The 18,264-nt window shown below is 71.3% G+C and carries 16 protein-coding genes; 7 read left to right on the forward strand and 9 right to left on the reverse strand.

The window, feature by feature from the left end:
- The first annotated feature begins 72 nt into the window (after positions 1-72).
- Positions 73-1,593: a glutamate-cysteine ligase family protein gene (locus tag KZJ41_RS07205; protein ID WP_065922920.1), complete on the forward strand. Its 1,521-nt coding sequence runs from the start codon at positions 73-75 to the stop codon at positions 1,591-1,593.
- Here the strand turns inward: KZJ41_RS07205 and KZJ41_RS07210 are convergent, their stop codons facing one another.
- The 4 genes from KZJ41_RS07210 to KZJ41_RS07225 all read right to left on the reverse strand — a co-directional run bounded on the left by KZJ41_RS07210 (position 1,594) and on the right by KZJ41_RS07225 (position 6,186).
- Positions 1,594-3,879, reverse strand: coding sequence for a M28 family peptidase (locus KZJ41_RS07210; RefSeq protein ID WP_251550394.1), 2,286 nt, complete (start codon positions 3,877-3,879; stop codon positions 1,594-1,596).
- A gap of 75 nt (positions 3,880-3,954) precedes the next feature.
- Positions 3,955-5,178, reverse strand: coding sequence for a globin domain-containing protein (locus KZJ41_RS07215; protein WP_065922918.1), 1,224 nt, complete (start codon positions 5,176-5,178; stop codon positions 3,955-3,957).
- Positions 5,179-5,233: 55 nt separating this feature from the next.
- On the reverse strand, positions 5,234-5,674 hold the full coding sequence (locus KZJ41_RS07220; protein WP_006933279.1) for an Rrf2 family transcriptional regulator: 441 nt from the start codon (positions 5,672-5,674) through the stop codon (positions 5,234-5,236).
- A 65-nt stretch (positions 5,675-5,739) separates the two neighbouring features.
- The gene (locus KZJ41_RS07225) at positions 5,740-6,186 is read right to left on the reverse strand and encodes an HPP family protein (protein ID WP_006933276.1); all 447 of its coding nucleotides are present in this window, start codon (positions 6,184-6,186) and stop codon (positions 5,740-5,742) included.
- Positions 6,187-6,333: 147 nt separating this feature from the next.
- Here KZJ41_RS07225 and KZJ41_RS07230 point away from each other — a divergent pair, with 147 nt between their 5' ends.
- The 3 genes from KZJ41_RS07230 (at position 6,334) to KZJ41_RS07240 (ending at position 9,375) form a co-directional block, all read left to right on the forward strand.
- Complete coding sequence (locus KZJ41_RS07230) at positions 6,334-7,284, forward strand: universal stress protein (RefSeq protein WP_084648662.1); 951 nt, start codon at positions 6,334-6,336, stop codon at positions 7,282-7,284.
- A 92-nt stretch (positions 7,285-7,376) separates the two neighbouring features.
- Positions 7,377-8,417 carry an LLM class F420-dependent oxidoreductase gene (locus KZJ41_RS07235; RefSeq protein WP_029541944.1) on the forward strand — a complete coding sequence of 347 codons (1,041 nt, stop codon included), beginning with the start codon at positions 7,377-7,379 and terminating at the stop codon, positions 8,415-8,417.
- A 55-nt stretch (positions 8,418-8,472) separates the two neighbouring features.
- On the forward strand, positions 8,473-9,375 hold the full coding sequence (locus tag KZJ41_RS07240) for a universal stress protein (RefSeq protein WP_006933272.1): 903 nt from the start codon (positions 8,473-8,475) through the stop codon (positions 9,373-9,375).
- Positions 9,376-9,555: 180 nt separating this feature from the next.
- Here the strand turns inward: KZJ41_RS07240 and KZJ41_RS07245 are convergent, their stop codons facing one another.
- The 3 genes from KZJ41_RS07245 to KZJ41_RS07255 all read right to left on the reverse strand — a co-directional run bounded on the left by KZJ41_RS07245 (position 9,556) and on the right by KZJ41_RS07255 (position 11,772).
- Positions 9,556-9,831, reverse strand: a complete 276-nt coding sequence (locus KZJ41_RS07245) for a hypothetical protein (protein WP_006933270.1) — start codon at positions 9,829-9,831, stop codon at positions 9,556-9,558.
- Complete coding sequence (locus KZJ41_RS07250) at positions 9,828-10,781, reverse strand: acyl-ACP desaturase (RefSeq protein ID WP_065922917.1); 954 nt, start codon at positions 10,779-10,781, stop codon at positions 9,828-9,830. Before KZJ41_RS07250 ends, KZJ41_RS07245 begins: the two co-directional genes overlap by 4 nt.
- 70 nt (positions 10,782-10,851) lie before the next feature.
- Positions 10,852-11,772, reverse strand: a complete 921-nt coding sequence (locus tag KZJ41_RS07255; protein ID WP_029541945.1) for a nitroreductase family protein — start codon at positions 11,770-11,772, stop codon at positions 10,852-10,854.
- A gap of 193 nt (positions 11,773-11,965) precedes the next feature.
- On the opposite strand from KZJ41_RS07255, the gene KZJ41_RS07260 reads away from it, so the two are divergent.
- Positions 11,966-12,604 (forward strand): response regulator transcription factor, encoded by a 639-nt coding sequence (locus KZJ41_RS07260; protein ID WP_029541947.1) that lies wholly within the window; start codon positions 11,966-11,968, stop codon positions 12,602-12,604.
- A 13-nt stretch (positions 12,605-12,617) separates the two neighbouring features.
- Here KZJ41_RS07260 and KZJ41_RS07265 read toward each other — a convergent pair whose 3' ends face one another.
- Positions 12,618-14,300: a GAF domain-containing sensor histidine kinase gene (locus KZJ41_RS07265; RefSeq protein ID WP_065922916.1), complete on the reverse strand. Its 1,683-nt coding sequence runs from the start codon at positions 14,298-14,300 to the stop codon at positions 12,618-12,620.
- Positions 14,301-14,451: 151 nt separating this feature from the next.
- On the opposite strand from KZJ41_RS07265, the gene KZJ41_RS07270 reads away from it, so the two are divergent.
- A complete protein-coding gene (locus KZJ41_RS07270; protein ID WP_065922915.1) occupies positions 14,452-15,798 on the forward strand; it encodes a nicotinate phosphoribosyltransferase in 1,347 nt (448 codons plus the stop codon).
- A gap of 181 nt (positions 15,799-15,979) precedes the next feature.
- Complete coding sequence (locus tag KZJ41_RS07275; protein ID WP_251550950.1) at positions 15,980-16,726, forward strand: 2OG-Fe dioxygenase family protein; 747 nt, start codon at positions 15,980-15,982, stop codon at positions 16,724-16,726.
- On the opposite strand, the gene KZJ41_RS07280 is transcribed toward KZJ41_RS07275, so the two are convergent.
- The gene (locus KZJ41_RS07280; protein WP_065923522.1) at positions 16,707-18,239 is read right to left on the reverse strand and encodes an MFS transporter; all 1,533 of its coding nucleotides are present in this window, start codon (positions 18,237-18,239) and stop codon (positions 16,707-16,709) included. The two genes, KZJ41_RS07275 and KZJ41_RS07280, sit on opposite strands and share 20 nt — an antisense overlap.
- Between the last annotated feature and the right edge of the window lie 25 nt (positions 18,240-18,264).

Here is an 18,264-nt window from a genome sequence, read left to right on the forward strand (position 1 = left end):
CGCCCCCAACTGCGGTCGCTCGGCCGCTAGGCTGACGAATCATCACCTAGCGGGGGAGAGGGACACGGCTCCATGGGCACGCAGATCAAGGCTCGCTCCTTCACCCGCGCCGACCGGCGCGAGTTCCGCACCAAGGTGCAGGCCTGCCTCGCCGCCCTGGACCGGATGCTGCGCGACGGCGCCTTCACCGACGCGCGCGAACGGCCGGAGCCGCTGCTCGGCATGGAGATCGAGTTCAACCTCGTCCAGGACGACATGGAACCGGCCATGTGCAACCTCGAGGTCCTGCAGGCGATCGACGATCACGCCGTGTTCCAGACCGAGCTGGGCCAGTTCAACGTCGAGATGAACGTCGACCCCGGGCCGTTCGCCGGTGACGCCACCCTCGACATCGAGAACACCCTGCGCGAGTCGCTGCGCCGCGCCGACACGCGGATGCACCGGCAGGACGCCCAGCTCGTCATGATCGGCATGCTGCCCACGCTCGAGCTCGCCCACCTCGACCGGGAGCGCATCACCGCCAACCCGCGCTACGAGGCCCTCAACGAGCAGATCTTCGCCGCACGCGGGGAGGACATCGAGCTCGATCTCGACGGCGTGCCCCTCCCCGGCCGCGACGACGCCGAACAGCTGCGGGCCGACGCCAACTCGGTCGTGCCGGAGGCGGCCTGCACGTCGCTGCAACTGCACCTGCGGGTGGCCCCGGAGGACTTCGCCGACCACTGGAACGCCGCTCAATGCCTGGCCGGAGTGCAGGTGGCGCTCGCCGCGAACTCCCCGTTCCTCGCCGGCAAGGCGCTGTGGCACGAGAGCCGGATCCCGCTGTTCGCGCAGGCCACCGACACCCGCACCCAGGAGCTGAAGAATCAGGGGGTGCGGCCGCGGGTGTGGTTCGGCGAGCGCTGGATCGACTCGGTGACGGACCTGTTCGAGGAGAACTCGCGGTACTTCCCGGCGCTGCTGCCCGAGGTGTCCGACGTCGATCCGATCGCCGAGTTCGATGCCGGCCGGACTCCGCGGCTGCGCGAGCTGCAGATGCACAACGGCACCATCTACCGCTGGAACCGGCCCGTCTACGACGTCGCCGACGAGCACCCGCACCTGCGGCTCGAGAACCGGGTGCTGCCGGCGGGCCCGACGGTGCTCGACATCATGGCCAACGCCGCGTTCTACTACGGGGCGCTGCGCGCCCTCGTCGACGCCGACGTGCCGCTGTGCCGGTTCATGAGCTTCGACGCGGCCCGCGAGAACCTCGGGATCGGGGCCAAGTACGGCCTCGACGCGCGGCTGTACTGGCCCGGCCTGGGCTGGGTGGGCGCCGACGAACTCGTGCTGCGCCGGCTGCTGCCCATGGCGGACGCGGGCCTGACCGCCTTCGGGCTGTCGCAGCAGGCGCGGGACCGGTACCTGGGCATCATCGAAGGCCGGTGCCTGAACCGGCAGACCGGGGCGGCGTGGCAGCGGGCGCAGGTCGTCGAACGGGAGGACGCCGGCGCCGACCGGCGCACCGCCCTGCACGGAATGATGCGTGACTACATCCGGAACATGCTGGGCGGCAAGCCCGTTCACGAGTGGCCGCTCGGCACGGCATGATCACAACCGGACGGTGCGGGTCACCGCGACCGCGGGGGTGACCACGGCCCGGTCGTCCGGAGCGGTGTATCCCGGGACGACGGTGAGGTCGTCGGTGACGTCGGCGACGTGCAGTACCACCGCGCCGTCGCGCGGGGCGACGGTCAGCCGCACCTCGATGCCCTCGGCCGGGGTCCCGGAGAACAGGAACCCGAACGGCGCGGCCGGCGCGGCGCTCCGCCCGGCCACCACCGCCTCCCGCACCGCCGCGGACGTCCCGTCCACCCACAGCCCGATCGTCGGCGCCCCGCGCGGCGACGTCAGCCGCAGGGTCAGCGTCCGTTCGTCGCCGTCGGTGACGTCCGCGACGACGGCGAGCCCGGGCGCGGGCAGCGGCGCGACCGGCGCGGGCCCGTGGGCGAACCTGGTCTCGCTGCGCCACGGGAACGCGTCCGGCAGCGTGGCCGGCTCCTCGGGCAGCAGGGCGCGGCTCCAGGCCGAGGCGGGGGCGCGCGGCGACGCCCACACGGCGGCACCGGTGTCCGCGTTCAGCGCGTAGAGCAGTTGTTCCTGCCGCGGCGGGGTGGCGCCGTCGCGGTTGACCCAGCCGCCGACCGGCGCGGCCACGAGCACGACCCCCGCGGCGGCGATCGCGGCGAGCCGCAGCTGCGACGGCGCGCCGGCGGCGTCGAGGAGCGGCAGCGCCAGCGCGAACAGCACCGCGACGAACACCCCCGCGAGCGGCGCTCCGGTGAGCAGACCGGCGTCGAACGACGCCACCGCGGCGGGCACGAGCACCACGACCGCCGGAACTGTCCCGGCCAGCGTCACCGGCGTCCGCCACCCGCGCCGATCGGTGGGCAGCAGGTCCACGACGAGCGCGGCGATCGCCGCGGGCAGCGCCGGCAGCACCAGGACGGTCGCGACGCCGAGGAAGGGCAGCGCGGCCAGGGCGGTGACCGTCACGGCGAGCAGCGCGCCCGTCGCGAACGCGGCAGGGCCGACACGGCGGCGCACCGGCGGATACGCCGCGAGCAGGACGGCGACGGCCGCGGCCGCCGCGGCGACCTGATAGGGCACCGGCAGGTACGGCTCGCGCAGGACCGCCGAGGCCTGACCGGGAGCGATCCGCAGCGCGAGCCACCACGGCACGAACGCCGCACCCGCCGCCGCGGCCGCCACGGCGATCGAGATCCCGCCCGACGCCGCGAGACGGCCCGCCGAGGCGGCACCGTCCCGGATCCGCCGGGCCGCGAGGGCGCCGGTGACGGCGGCGAGCAGCGCGGTCAGGGCGATCTCGAGCGGGCGCGGGTAGTGCACCGGCCCCCAGGGCAGCGTGACGACGACGTCGTCGCCCCCCGAGCCGAGCTCTGCCAGGTCGGCGGACGAGAACCGCTGTGCCGCAGCAAGGGTGGTTTCTCCCATGCGCTGCAGCGACGCGGTGTCGAGCCGGTCCGGGGTGTCGAGGGGACTGTGATAGTAGGCGCCGCCGCCGGCGATCGCGGTGTCCGCGGCGTGCATGCCGGCCTCGGTGAGGCGGCGGAAGTCGGTGTCGTTGGGCAGCAACTCGAACGCCGTCTGGGTGAACGAGTCCGCGGTCGTGCCGGGCACGCCGGACAGCACACCCACGAGACCCGCGTTGGGGGAGGAGATCCGGAAGGTGACGGGGATCCCGCCGTTGCCGCGGGCCTCGTGGTTGAGCACCACCGTCGGCCTCGCGTCGGCCGGTTGCCGCCGCGTGTACTCCTCGGCGCCGAGCAGGCCGCGTTCCTCGCCGTCGGTCACGAGCACCGTGACGTCGTTCCGGGGGCGGGGGCCGGCGGTCAGGGCGCGGGCCGCCTCGAGCACCGTGGCGATCCCGATCCCGTCGTCGCCCGCGCCGGGGGAGCCGGCGACGGTGTCGTAGTGCGCGGCGAGCACGACGGTGCCGGTGGGGTCGGTGCCGGGCAGGGTGGCGACGACGTTCGCGACCCGGCCGCCCCGCTGGGTGCCCTGCACGGCGGTGGCCGACCAGCCGACGCCGTCGTCGACGCGGACGGACCAGCCGAGGTCGTCGAGGATACGGACCAGGTACTCCCGGGCCGCGGCATGGCCGGCCGAACCCGGGGTGCGCGGCCGCGCGGCCACCGCCTCGACGTGGGTCGTCGCGCGGACGGCGCTGAACGCGGTGGGGGGAGCGTCGGCCGGTGCGGGTGCCGCCGGGGTCCGCAGCGTGGCCGCGAGCCCGACGAGGAGCAGCACGAGCAGTCCGATCCGGCCGGCCCGGCGGGTGCGGCCCGCGCCGGCGGGGGCCGGAGCATCGTCCATGCGAGCGAGCCTAGCGCCGGATCGTGGAGACGACCGTGCCCCGGCCGCGGGGGCCGGGGCACGGTCGGAGGCGACTCAGGCGTTCGGGGCCCAGCTGTCGGGACCGAACACCTCGTAGTGGATGTTCTCGGCGGGCACGTTGCGCTCGATGAGGGCCTCGCGCAGCGAGAGCATGAACGGCAGCGGACCGCACAGGTACGCCTTGGTGTTCGGGTCGAGCGGCAGGTCCGACACGTCGGCCCGGCCCACGCGCACGGTCTCGAGCGGCTCGCGGGCGCCGAGGTCCTCGTACCACCGGTGCACCTCGGCGGACGGGATGCGCTCGACGAGGGTGGCCAGCTCGTGCCGGTGCGCGTGGTTGGCGACGGAGCGGTCGGCGTGCAGCACCGAAACCTTGCGCTCGTCACCGGTTTCCGCGAGGTGCGCGAGCATGCCGATCATCGGGGTGCAGCCGATGCCGGCGGAGGCCAGCAGCAGCGGGGCGCCGTCGTCGGGCAGCACCAGGTCGCCGAACGGGGTGGTGACCTGCAGCTCGTCACCCTCGAAGACGTTGTCGTACAGGAAGTTCGACACTTCACCGGCCGGCGCGACGGTGCCGTCGGGGGTGGTGGTCGCCACGATCCGCTTGACGGTGATGCGCCAGTCGCCCTGGGCCGGCGCGTTGGTCAGGCTGTACTGGCGGATCTGGCGGGCCCCGTCGGGCAGCCTCACGCCCACCGAAAGGTACTGTCCCGGACGGAAAGCGGGCAGCGGAGCGCCGTCGAGCGAGGTCAGGACGAACGAGACGGTGTCGGCGGACTGGTGCCGGCGCTCGGCGACCCGGACGGTGCGCCACACGTCGCCCGGCGCGACGCCCGCGGCCTTGTACAGGTCGTCCTCGAGCTTGATGAGCGTGTTGGCCATCAGCCAGTACAGCTCGTCCCAGGCCGCGGCGACCTCGGGGGTGACGGCCTCGCCGAGGACCTCCACGATCGCCTCGAACAGGTGCTTGTGGACGATCCAGTACTCGTCGGGCTTGATGCCGAGGGAGGCGTGCTTGTGCGCGATGCGGGACAGGATCGCCTCGACCCGGGCCGGGTCGGGATCGAGCTGCAGGGTCGCGAAGGCGGCGATGGAGCCGGCCAGGGCCTTCTGCTGTTCGCCCTGCTTCTGGTTGCCGCGGTTGAACAGGTCGCGCTCGAGTTCGGGGTGCGCGGCGAACATCTTCTTGTAGAACAGCGGGGTGATGTCGCCGATGGCGGCACCCACGGCGGGGAGGGTGGCGCGGACAACTTCCTTGGACTCGGCTGAGAGCGGCATCGTGAACTCCGTTTCGGGTAGGGCTGGGCCGGTTCCGGGCTGTGGAACCGTGCGGTCAGACGGCGGGGCGGGTGAGATCGAGCAGGACGGTGCGGGTGGGGGCCCGGGTGAGATCGGCGACGGTGACGGAGTCGAGCGCCGCGTAGAAGGACTCCTGGGCTCGGCGCAGTGCGCCGCGGAGGCTGCATCCTTCCCGCAGCGGGCACGGTTTGTCGCCCTCGCAGGCGACGACCTCGCCGTCGCCTTCGAGTTGCCGGGTGAGCCATCCGACGGACGCGCCCCGGCCGAGCTCGGTGATGGTCAGTCCGCCGCCGCGGCCGCGGCGGGTCGTGACGACGCCGAGTTCGCTCAATCGTGCGACCACCTTGGTGGTGTGTGCGTACGACAGCTGCAGCTGCTCGGCGACGCGCTTGGTGCTGGGGGAGCTGTCGGGCGCGGCGGCCGCCAGGTACATGACAACTCTCAGTCCGAGATCGGTGAACTGGGTGAGTTGCATGACCTGAGACTAGATAATTGGTATCTGAAATGACAATTTAATGTGACGTAGATCGCTTCGGTGCGTCAGCGTTCGAGCACGGGAAGGATATTGCGCCAGCTGACGATTCCGATCGGCCTGCCGTCGCGCACCACCGGCACGGACCGCAGCCGCATCTGCAGCATCGCCCGCGCGATGTCGAACAGCTCGGCGTCCGCATCGAGGGCCACCGGCGGCAACGCCACCGCCCGCACCGTCAGCGGCCGGCGGATCGCGGTGACGAGCGGCAGGTCGGCGTACATCGACAGGCGCGCCAGATGCGCCCCCGCCAGCGCCTCCTCGGTGATCAGGCCGCAGAGCCGGCCGTGCTCGTCGACCACCGGGAGGGTGGTGAAGCCGTTGCGGGCCAGCACCTCCCCGGCCCGCTCCAGGGTGGCGTCGACCGTCACGGCCAGCACCGGCGTGCTCATCACGTCCGCCGCGCGGACCTTGTGGGCCGCGGGCCCCGCCATGCGGATCGGTCCACCGGACATGATGCGCCTCCTCTGCCTACGATTGTGGCCGCATCCCCGCTACCGGGCCAGTGGCTCCGGACTTCCCGGAGAGGGACCAAAGACCATTCCTGCCCCCAGGGGAGCGGATTAACCTCGACCCCGAGGACGATCCCTGCGACGAGAGCGGTGACCGACGTGAAGTTCCCAGGCAGCAAGGCGCACCACGAGCCCACGCACGACGAGGCGGTGCGCTCGAACACCGTGGTGGTCGGGATCGACGGATCCCCGGCCTCCGACGACGCCGTCCGGTGGGCCGCCGCGACGGCCGCCGACCGCGGGCTGCCGCTGCACATCGTGCACGCTCTCGACTTCGCCCCCAGCGGCTACAGCGGGGCGCCGTTCATCCAGACCGCACAGGTCTTCGAATGGGTCGAGGACGAGGGCAAGACGCTGCTGCAGCGCGCCGAGGAGGTCGCCCGCACCGTCGCGCCGGCACTCGAGATCACCACCCGGCTCGCCGCCACCGGCAGCGCCCGCTGGCTCATCGACCTGTCCGCCCGCGCGCGGATGCTCGTGCTCGGCTCCTCCGGCACCGGCCGGGTGGGCGAGGCACTGCTCGGCTCCACCCCGGTGTCCGTCGCCAGCCACGGTCGCTGCCCGGTCGTCGTCGTCCGCGGCAAGGCTCCGGAGTCCCTGCCCGACACCCGGCCCGTCGTCGTCGGGGTCGACGGCAGCCCCCTCAGCGAGAAGGCCGTCCGCGCGGCGTTCGAGGAGGCCGGCCTGCGCGGCGTCGACCTCGTCGCGGTGCACGTGTGGAGCGACATGCGGCGGGGCACCTTCGACGAGGCCGTGGAGGTTTCGATCGACCCGAACGCGTTCGCGGAATCCGAGCAGGCCCTGCTCGCCGAGCGCCTCGCCGGGTTCCACGACCGCTACCCCGACGTGAACGTGCGTCGCGAGGTGTACGTCGACGGGCCGCGCGCCCACCTGCTGGCCTGGTCGGAGAAGGCGCAGCTGCTGGTGCTCGGCAGCCGCGGCCGCGGCGGCTTCACCGGCATGCTGCTCGGCTCCACCAGCAACTCGCTGATCCGCGACGCGCAGTGCCCCGTCATGGTGGTGCGCCCCGACGAGTCCTGAAGGTCGCGCCACACCCCGGCGGTAGGGTACCTGGCACACGGGTACGAGCGTGCCCGGCAGGACCACGCACCAACGAATCACGGGGTATGCGGATGCGCATCGGGATGGGATTGAACTACAGCGGCGGATTCGCCGAGACGGCGGCGGAGGTGGCCGATCTCGAACGGGCCGGCCTCGACATCGTCTTCGTACCGGAGGCGTACTCGTTCGACGCGGTCAGCCAGCTCGGCTACCTCGCGGCCAAGACCGAACGACTCGAGCTGGCCTCGGGCATCTTCCAGATCTACACCCGCACGCCGAGCCTGACGGCGATGACCGCCGCAGGTCTCGACTACGTCTCCGACGGCCGCTTCGTCCTGGGCATCGGTGCGTCCGGCCCGCAGGTCATCGAGGGATTCCACGGCGTCAAATACGACGCGCCGCTCGGCCGGACCCGTGAACTCGTCGACATCTGCCGCCAGGTGTGGCGCCGGGAGAAGGTCGAGTACCAGGGCAAGTACTACCAGATCCCGCTGCCGCCGGAGAAGGGCACCGGACTCGGCAAGCCGCTCAAGCTGATCAATCACCCGGTGCGCGAACGCATCCCCGTCCTGATCGCCGCGATCGGCCCCAAGAACGTCGAGATGACCGCCGAGATCGCCGAGGGCTGGGAACCGATCTTCTTCTATCCCGAGAAGGCCGCCGACGTGTGGGGCGAGTCCCTCGCGCGCGGCAAGGCCAAGCGCGATCCCGCGCTCGGGGACCTGCAGGTCTACGTCGGCGCGGCGCTCGCGATCGGCGACGACGTCGACTTCCTGCTCGACTTCGTACGCCCGCACCTCGCGCTGTACATCGGCGGCATGGGGGCGAAGGGCAAGAACTTCTACAACGACCTCGCCGTCCGCTACGGGTACGCGAAGGAGGCGGAGACCATCCAGGACCTGTACCTCGCAGGCCGGAAGGAGGAGGCCGCCGCCGCGGTGCCCGACGACCTGGTGCGGGCGGTCTCGCTCATCGGGCCCGAGAGTTACGTCCGGGAACGCGTCGCCGCGTTCGCCGAAGCCGGCGTCACCACCCTCAACGTCAACCCGATCGCGGAGAACACCGCCGGCCGGGTCCGACTGATCGAACAGCTGCGGGAGATCTGCAACTGACACCCGCGCCGATGTGAGAACCCGGGCCCACCGGCCCGCCGACAGAGGGGAATTCATGACCGAAACCCAACCGATCGTCGTCGCGGTCGACGGATCCGACGCGGCGGCGACCGCGGTGATCTGGGCGGCCCGCGCTGCCGCGGCCCGCGCGCTGCCGCTGCACATCGTCACCGTCGTGCACATCCCCGCGTTCTACTACTCCGAGCCCTACCTCGCGGAGAGCTTCCACGAGGAGATGAAGGAGACGGCGCGGGCGCGGCTCGACAGTGCCAAGGTGCTCGCCAAGCGCATCGCCGACGAGCAGGGCCCGGTCGAGATCACCACGGAGCAGATCGAGGGCAAGGTCGTCCCCACCCTCGTCGACCTCTCGAACCGGGCCGACACCATCGTGCTCGGCTCGCGCGGGCTCGGGGAGGTGAAGGGGCTGCTCGTCGGCTCCGTCACCCTCGGTCTCGCCTCGCACGCCCACTGCCCGGTCGCGATCGTGCGCGGCCGCACCCTCGACGGGGCACCGCCCTCCGACGGCCCGGTCGTGGTCGGCGTCGACGGTTCCGAGGCCTCTGTGCGCGCCGTCGAGGTGGCGTTCGCCGAGGCGGCCGCCCGCAAGGCGACGCTCGTCGCGGTGAACGTGTGGAGCGACGTGAGCGTGCAGCCGTCCCTGGGCGCGGTGCCCGAGGATCCGCAGTGGAGCAGGATCCAGACGGGGGAGGAGGTCGTGCTCGCCGAGAACCTCGCCGGGTTCCAGGAGCGTTACCCGGACGTCGTCGTCGAGCGCGTCGTCGCGCGGGACCGGCCGGTGCGGGTGCTGAGCGAGTACGCCGAACGCGCCCAGCTGATCGTCGTGGGCTCCCGCGGCCGCGGCGGCTTCAAGGGCCTGCTGCTCGGATCGACCAGCAACGCGCTGATGCAGACGGCCGACTGCCCCGTGCTGATCGTCCGGCCGGACGGCGAGAAGTAGCCGTCCCGTCGCGGCCTGCGCCGCATGTGGTGGCGCGGCAGGGTGCTTCCCGCGCGCGTCCCTACGCGCGCGGGAAGCGCCGCAGCGCGCGACCGCCGGGAACGTACCCGGACGCTCGATGCCCGGCACCCTGAGCGGGTGCCGGGCATCGTCGCCGGGTGGTTCCGGGTCGCCGCGTGGTCAGCCGAAGTCGTCGAGGCCGCGCCGGCGCAGCTCGCTCCACACGTCGGCGGGATGCACCCCGCGACGGACGGCGTCGTTCTCGATCAGCACGCCGAGCATCTGCGAACTGAGGAAGGCGACGTCCTCCGGGCGGTGCGTGCCGCTCTTGACGGTGAGCCATCCGGACACGTCGCCGCGTTTCGCGGCGCGGGCCATGTCGAGCACCGAGCCGAACAGCTCTGCCGACCCGGTGTCGCGGTCCTCCCGGGATCCGGGCTCGCGCACGCTGGTCATGCGCTCGCCCCTGCGTGTTCGTCGCGCCGGGACTGACGGGCCAGCGCCCGGTCCCGGGCCTCCTCGAACCGCTCGGCCTTCGTCTGCAGGTCGGTGAGGAAGGCGTCGAGGTCCTCGCGCAGCTGTTCGCCGCGGCTGCCGAAGTCGGTGCGGTCGAACACGCGCCACTTGCGGAGCACCGGCAGCACCACGTCGTCGAGATGCTGCCGCAGGTCGTAGATGCCGCCCTTGGCGATCAGCACGGCGTTGCGCCGGAAGTTCGCCATCGACGCGCCCGGCATCCGAAAGCGGGTCAGCACGCTCATGATCGCGGCGAGCGCCTGGTCGGGGGCGATGTCGAGGGCGCCCTCGACGATGTTGCGATAGAACATCATGTGCAGGTTCTCGTCCGCGGCGACGCGGGCGAGCATGCGGTCCGCGATCGGATCCCCGCAGGCCTTACCGGTGTTGCGGTGCGAGACCCGGGTCGCCAGTTCCTGGAAGGTCACGTACGACACGGACTCGAGCATCGACGTCGAGCCCGGGTCGAATCCGGTGGTCATGTGCGCCATGCGTGCGTTCTCGAGCGCGACGGGGTCCACACCGCGGGTGACCACCAGGTAGTCCCGCATGACGACGGAGTGCTTGTTCTCCTCGGCCGTCCAGCGGCCCACCCACGTGCCCCAGGCGCCGTCGAGGCTGAAGTGTTCGGCGATCTCGCGGTGGTAGGAGGGCAGGTTGTCCTCGGTGAGCAGATTGGTGATCATCGCTGCCTGCGCGGTTTCGGACAGCGCGGACTGGTCGGGGTCCCAGTCGATGCCGCCGAGGGCGGCGAAGTTGCGGCCCGCGTCCCACGGAACGTAGTCGTGCGGATGCCAGTCCTTCGCCATCGCCAGGTGGCGGTGGACGTTGTCCTCGGCGATCGGCTCGAGCTCTCGGAGCAGTTCGAGATCCGTGAGTTCCCTGGTCACAGTGATGTATTCCCTCTCTGGTGGGACCCCGGGCGCCCCCCTGCGGCGCCCGGCGGTCGGTTCGGTCGGGTCAGAACCCGATGCGCATGATCAGTTGCGGCAGGCCGTCGATGTCCATCCGCTCGGCGAGCCGGTCAGCCGAATCCTCCACGCGCAGTGGATAGGTGAGTACGGACGCCGACAACCGGGCGTCGACCGCCGCCAGCCACGCCCGCTCGGACGCGATGCCCACCCGGACCAGGTCGATCGGATCGCCGGAGTGCACCGAGAACACCAGCACGGTCTCCCGGTCGATGGCCGCCGCGAGTTCGGCGGTGTCCGGCACACCGGTGGTGATCAGCGCGCGCCCGGCGGGTCCGCCGGCGTCGAGATCGGCGCCCCAGTCGGTCACCACCTCGGCGTTGCCCTCGGGGTGCCAGTGCGACGTCCACCGGAACATCTCGCGCTGGTAGTACGGATTGCGGCGCATCGCGTCGGCCGAGTAGGTGAGCATGTCGGCGAGCGCCGGGGCCTCGTCCGACGCCAGCAGGCGAACCTCGACCCCGGGGAGGTCGGCGGCGGCCATCACGTCGGCGATGGTGGTCGCCGGCACCGGGATCCGGGCGAACGACTCGCGGTGGCTGCGCCGGTGCGAGATGGCGGCGAAGAACCCCAGGTCGGTGCTCGAAGGAGTGGCCGGCGCCGCTGCCTCGATCCGTGCGATCAGCTCGGGCCGCTCCGGCTCGGGCAGCAGCAGGGTCCGGGTGCTCCAGCCGAGCACCCGGATGCCGAGTTCGAGGTTGGCGACGGCGGCTCCGCACGAGATCAGCCGATCCGGGCGCAGGGGGTCCTGGCCGGGGGCGGCGAACTCGACCCGCTCCTCGAGTTCGGCCGTGCGGGCCGGGAGGCGCAGGTTCCACGGCTGAGTGTCGTGGATCGAGGGGGCCTCGATCACGGCACGCGCGATCACCTCGGTGTCGCTCGTGGACCAGGTGTCGGGCACCGTGGACATCGCAGCCTCCTCGTCCTGGTCGGTCACCTCGCACGGCTCATCGAGGATGACTGTCCGAGCATCGCCCGCGGGCTGCACCGGGCGCATGTGCCGAAGGTCCCGAAACTGCCGTCGAACGGCCCGGGGTCGGCGGCGCGCGAGCGAGCTGAGACGATGGTCACCGCAATGCCGGTGTCAGGAAAGGTGAGGGACGATGCCTCGGGTATTTCTCGTCGACGACCATGAGATCGTGCGGCGCGGGTTGGTCGACCTGCTCGACAGCGTGCCCGACTTCACGGTTGTCGGGGAGGCCGCGTCGGTCGGTGAGGCGCTGGCCCGCATCCCGGGCAGCGGAGCCGAAGTGGCGGTGCTCGACGTGCGCCTGCCCGACGGCAACGGCGTCGAACTGTGCCGCGAGCTGCGGGCCCGCATGCCGGAGCTGCGGGCGCTCATGCTCACCTCCTATGCCGACGACGAGGCCCTGTTCGACGCGATCATGGCGGGCGCGTCCGGATTCGTCCTCAAGCAGATCCTCGGCACCGACCTGGTCTCGGCGATCCGGACCGTCGCGGCCGGCGGCTCGCTGCTCGACAGCCGGGCGACGGCCGCGCTCATGGAACGCATCCGCGCGTCCCGCACGGCGGACCCGCTCGCCGAGCTGTCGGAGCAGGAGCGGGCCGTGTTCGAGCTGATCGGGGAGGGCCTGACCAACCGCGAGATCGCCGAGCGGCTGTTCCTGGCGGAGAAGACGATCAAGAACTACGTCTCGCGGCTGCTGGCCAAGCTCGGGATGCAGCGCCGCACGCAGGCCGCGGTGCTCGCCACCGAGCTGCGCAAGCAGCGCGAGGTCTGACGGGGACCCCGGGTCACAGGGGGACCTGCCACAGCACGCGCGTCCCGCCCCTCTCGCCGGGTCCGGTGCTGCAGCGTCCGCCGCACTGCTGGGCGCGCCGCTCGAGGTTCGCGAGGCCGCTGCGGCGCGGGGTGTCCGGCAGTCCGATGCCGTCGTCGACGATCTCGATCGTGAACTCGTCGCCCGCGGTGACGGATACGGAGATCTTCTCCGACTGCGAGTGGCGCAGCGCGTTGCTCAGTCCCTCCCGCAGCACCGCCTCGGCATGCGGATGGATGCGTGCGGGTACGAGAGTGTCGATGGCGCCGGCGAATTGGACGTTCGGCGCCACGGGGGACTGAGTGGTCAGGTCGCCGACCACATCCAGCAGCCGCCGCCGCAGGCTGGTCGACGCCGCGGCGCCGGTGGTGTGCAGATCGAAGATGGTGGTGCGGATCTCGCGGACCGTACGGTCGAGCTGCTCGACGGCGTGCTGGACGATGTCCGCGACCCGGTCCGGATCGGTGCCGGGCACCAGGGTGCTCTGCAGGCTCATCCCGGTGGCGAAGAGGCGCTGGATCACGTTGTCGTGCAGATCCTGTGCGATCCGGTCCCGGTCGGCGAGCACGTCGAGCAGCCGCTTCTTGCGTTGTTGCGCCGCGAATTCGAGTGCCACCGTGACCAGGTCGGCCATGGACTTAAGGCGCGTCACCTCCGCGTCGTCCCACGCATCGGAACGGGCCGACCGGGTGGCGATCAGTACGCCGGTGACCCCCGACGTGGCGGACAGCGGCAGGATCGCGGCGCGGCCCGCGCCGGCTGCCGGAAGCCCCTCGAGGTTGTCGGTGATCAGTGTGCGCCTGGTGCGGATCGCCTGCAGCACAGGAGAATCGGTGAGGTCGAGACGCGAGCCCGTCGCCGGCGGGCCGGGCGCGGCGGCGGCCCGGACGGTCCCCTCGGTGCCGTCGACCAGCAGGACGTAGGTGCCCACGGTGTGGGCGAGGTCCCGGACCCGGTCGACCAGGAGCGCCAGGGTCTCGTCGACGGAACCGCCCACCAGCAACCGTGAGTTGATCGCGGCCACCGCCTCGAGCCAGCGTTCGCGGGTGAGGGACCCCTCGAACAGGCGGGCGTTGTCGATCGCGACGCCCGCGGAGGTGGCGAGGACCTTCAGGATCACCTCGTCCTCTTCGGTGAAGGCGGGACCGTCGATCTTCTCGGTGAGATAGATGCTCCCGAAAACCCTGCCGCGCACCATGATCGGCGTGCCGAGGAAGCTCTTCATCGGTGGGTGGCCGGGTGGGAAGCCGATCGAGGCGGGATGCTCCGACAGGTCCGCGATCCGCACCGGCCGCGGGTCGTTGATGAGCAGGCCGAGCAGGCCCCGGCCCTCGGGCAGGTGCCCCATGCGGCTGCGCTCGGCCGGGTCGATGCCGACGTACACGAACTCCGACAGCCCGCCGTCGGGCGCCCGCACGCCGAGCGCACCGTAGCGGGCGCCGAGCAGCGCGACGGCCGCGGAGACGATGCGCTGCAGCATGGAGTCGAGTTCGAGGCCCGACCCGACGACGAGCACCGCCTCGAGCAGGCTCTGCATGCTCGCCGGGGTGGTAACGGTGTCGGTGAGCCGTTCACGGATCTCGGCGAGCAGTCCGTCGATGTCGGCGGTGTCGTCGATCGTGCCGTTGTCACCGGGAGCGCTCACACCCGTCAGCATAGGTGCACTCCTCGCGCGGCCCTGCGTGCCGGTCCGTGCACCGCGGCAAAAGGGGGCAACACGGCCGCAGCCCGTCGCCGGCGTGTGAGAATCCGCATATGGAGAACGGGCCCGGACGGGCCGGGTTCGACGGAGACGGGTGACGGCTGCCATGGGAGTTCCGCCGCGCGGTGCCGCGCTGTTCACCGACCTGTACGAGGTCACGATGGCGCAGGCCTATCTGGCTCTGGGAATGTCGGACACGGCCGTGTTCGAGACGTTCTTCCGCAAGCTTCCGCCGGGGCGGTCCTATGTGCTGGCCGCCGGCCTGCCCGACGTGCTCGATTTCCTCGAGGCGTTCCGGTTCGAGGAGGACGACCTGCAGTACCTGCGCGGCCTCGGCCTGTTCTCCGACGAGTTCCTCGAGCGGCTCGCCGGGGTGCGTTTCACCGGCGACGTGTGGGCCGTGCCGGAGGGCACCGTCGTCTTTCCGAACGAGCCGATCGTCCAGGTCGTCGCGCCGATCCTGGAGGCGCAGCTCGTCGAGACCTTCGTTCTGAACCGGATCCACCTGCAGTGTGTCCTCGCGAGCAAGGCCGCGCGGGTGGTCGAGGCCGCCCGCGGGCGGCTGGTGGTGGATTTCGGGGCGCGCCGGGCCCACGGCACCGACGCCGCCCTCGAGGTCGCCCGGACCAGCTACCTCGCGGGTGCGGCGGGAACCTCCAACCTGCGCGCGGCCAAGGAATACGGAATACCCGCGTTCGGCACGATGGCCCACAGCTTCGTCCAGGCGTTCGACGACGAGTTCGACGCCTTCGAGGCGTTCGCCCGGCTCAACCCCGGCACGACGTTGCTCGTCGACACCTACGACACACTCCGCGGCGTCGACCTGGTCGTCGAACTGGCGGAGCGACTGGGCGACCGGTTCGACGTGCGGGCGGTCCGGCTGGATTCCGGGGATCTCGGGGCGCTGTCGAAGGCGGCGCGCGCCCGGCTCGACGCGGCGGGTCTGCACGACGTCCGGATCTTCGCCTCGTCGGGCCTCGACGAGTACAGCGTGGCGGCACTGCTGGCCGACGGCTGTCCCATCGACGGCTTCGGGGTGGGCACCCAGCTCTCCGTCGCCCAGGACGCGCCCACGCTCGACATGGCGTACAAGCTCGTCGAGTACGCCGGCGTCGGGCGGACGAAGCTGTCGAGCGGCAAGGTCCTCCCTCCCGGGCGCAAGCAGGTGTACCGCCGGGTCGACGACGGCGTCTTCGCAGGCGACATCATCGGCCGGCCCGACGAGAACCTCCCGGGTGAGCCGCTGCTGGTGCCCGTGATGCGGGGCGGGCGGCGGCTGTCGCAGTACGACGCCGGACTCGACGCGGCGCGACGGCGTGCACGGCAGCAGATCGACGCTCTTCCGCAGGCGCTTCGTTCCCTCGACGAGGCGGGAGCGCCGTATCCGGTGGCCGTGAGCGCACGGGTGCAGGACGATCTCGACCGGTTACGCCGGGCGCGGCAGACTCCCTGACCGGGGCCTGCCGCGTCGGGCGGGCGGAGGCCGCTTCGGGGCAACTCGCCGTGCCGACGGTGGCGTTCGCGCTCTTCGACCCAATGGATTTCGTTCGGCGCCTTTTCGGTGGGCAGCTGCGTTCATCCGTCTGCACCGGCGATGGTTGCGCGTCGGGACCGTCCTTGCTACCTCTGAGCAGATGAGGGAAGAAGCCGCGGGAGGTACGGAGGCCGGCACGGATCCGGTCGAAGCCGCCCGGCGAGCACTCGCCTCCGTGGGCACGTTCTTGATGTCGGCGGCAGACCTGTGGCGATCCATCGGTGCCGACGCCGATGCGTGGGTTCGGTTCTCCGCGCATTGGGAGGAGCTTGCGCCCGACCCGTACGCGGCAGAACAGGGCGTTCACCGGCTGCGGCGCTACGGCCGGTTCCGGTACCGGGCGGCCGACGGCGCGCTGGCGCCGACGGCGCACCGTGAATTCGTACAGCCTGACGACTCCAACGCCCTCTACCTCGCACGAGACCGCCATTTCGAACCGCTGACAGCCGCGTTCCTCGAAGATCCGCTGTTCGAGCGCACGGTGAAGCTGGTGGGCCGGATCGCGCCGGTCCTCGACGAAGCTCCCGAATGGACGGTCTGGGTGCATCCGTTCCGCGTGGTCGCAACGGCGGATGACGAGGGCCGGCCCACGCCCGAGGGCGTGCACCGCGACGGTGTCACGCTGGTCAGTTCCCTGTTGATCGGCGTCGACAATGCCCTCGGCGGCGAAAGTTCGGTGTTCGGCCCGGAGGGCGATCGCCTTCTGACGACGACCCTGCGCGAACCCGGCACCTTCCTTCTGGGCGACGACCGTTGCACCCGGCACGGTGTTTCGCCGATCCGAGCGATCGACCGCGGCAAGCCGGCACGTAGGGACGTGCTGGTGGTCACCTGCGTACCGTCCTGATCGGCCTCTTGCGGCGGGACATGAGCACAAAGGCCGCCACCGCCACAGCGATCGGCAGGGCGCTGACAGTCAGCATGGTGAGTCGCACCGCGTCGGCCAAGTCCGCTCCGAGATCGAGACCGCCCACCTGCCGAAGCAAGTTCGGGTCGTACCCGGCGCCGCCGGGGCTCTGCGCCACCGCGCTACGCGCGGCATCCACGGCCTGCTCGCCCTGAGTCGCCGTCAGCCCGCGTGCCTCGGTGTCGGCCAGCCATTCTCGCTGGAAGAATACGTTGAGAAGCAGCAGGTACACGGTGGGCCCGAACGCATAGCCGGTCATCCCGAAGGCCAACTGCACGGAAGCCACCGTTCCGGACTGCCCGCTCGGCGCCTGGGAGAGCACCGTCTCGGATACCGATGTGGAGGTCACCATCGAGCCCAGGTTGTACAGCCATACGGCCGCCACGAGCAACCACAGCGCCATTGCCGGGTTGACCGTGCCCGCCATCAGCAGTCCGCCGGCTGCCATGAGCAGGAGGCCGACGACCATCACCGGTCTCGGCGAGAACTTCCCCACCAGGCTCCCGGACAAGACCACGAAACCGGCGATCAGCAGTGTGCCGGGGAGGAACAACAGGCCGATGGTCTCCGGTGACAGCGCGAGCACCACACTGCCGAACTGCCCCAGGACGATGCCGAGCCCTGCCATGAGAAAATTCAGCGTAAAGGCCGCCGCCAGAGCCACGCTGAAGGGCCGGTTTCCGAACAGAGCCAGGTCCAGTGCCGGTTGGGGAGTGCGGTGTTCGTGGCGAACGAAAAGCACGGCGGCGACCACGCTCACGGCCAGCGGCAGCCATGTCTCGGGCCGGAAGACGCCGTTCTGCGCGGCTGCCAGTCCGATGACGAGTGCCAGGAGGGCCATACCGACCAGGATGACGCCGGCCACGTCCAGCCGAGCGCGATGCTGAACGGGCGTCTCCGGGACGTACCTCGCCGTCAGCAGAAGCGAGATCATGGCAAGCAGCGGTGCGACCAGGAACACAACTCGCCAGCCGACGGCCGCCACCGCCCAGCCCGTCAACGCCGGGAGTACCCCGCAGAGAACCATCTCGATGGCCACGAAAACGCCGATGGCCGTCGGCCGCTGCTTGTCCGTCACGGACGTCTTGAGCAGGGCCAGCGGCACTCCGAGCAGCGCCGTCATTCCCAATCCGTCCAAGACGCGCATCGCAAGCAGAAAAGCGTAGTTGGGCGAGAGCATGGAGAGCAGATTGGCGACCGTGACGACGACCAGTCCCGACCTCAGCAAGCGTCGAAGCCCGAACGCGTCGCCAAGGTTGCCCGCGGCGAGGACGGCTGCGGCCATCACCAGCGTCGCCATACCGCCCAGCAATCCGACGACCTGCGGTGGCACGTCGAGGGCCCGGCTCACCTGCGGCAGATTCAGGCTCAGCACCAGCGGGTCGACGACCGTGATCGTGAAGGCGAGGGACAGGGCCAGGATGATCGGCAGGGTCCTCGCGTTGGTCCGCAACCGAGACGTAGGCACCGCCCACCTC

Source organism: Rhodococcus sp. 11-3 (genome assembly GCF_023704055.1).
In the GTDB taxonomy this organism is placed as follows: Bacteria; Actinomycetota; Actinomycetes; order Mycobacteriales; family Mycobacteriaceae; genus Rhodococcus; species Rhodococcus aetherivorans.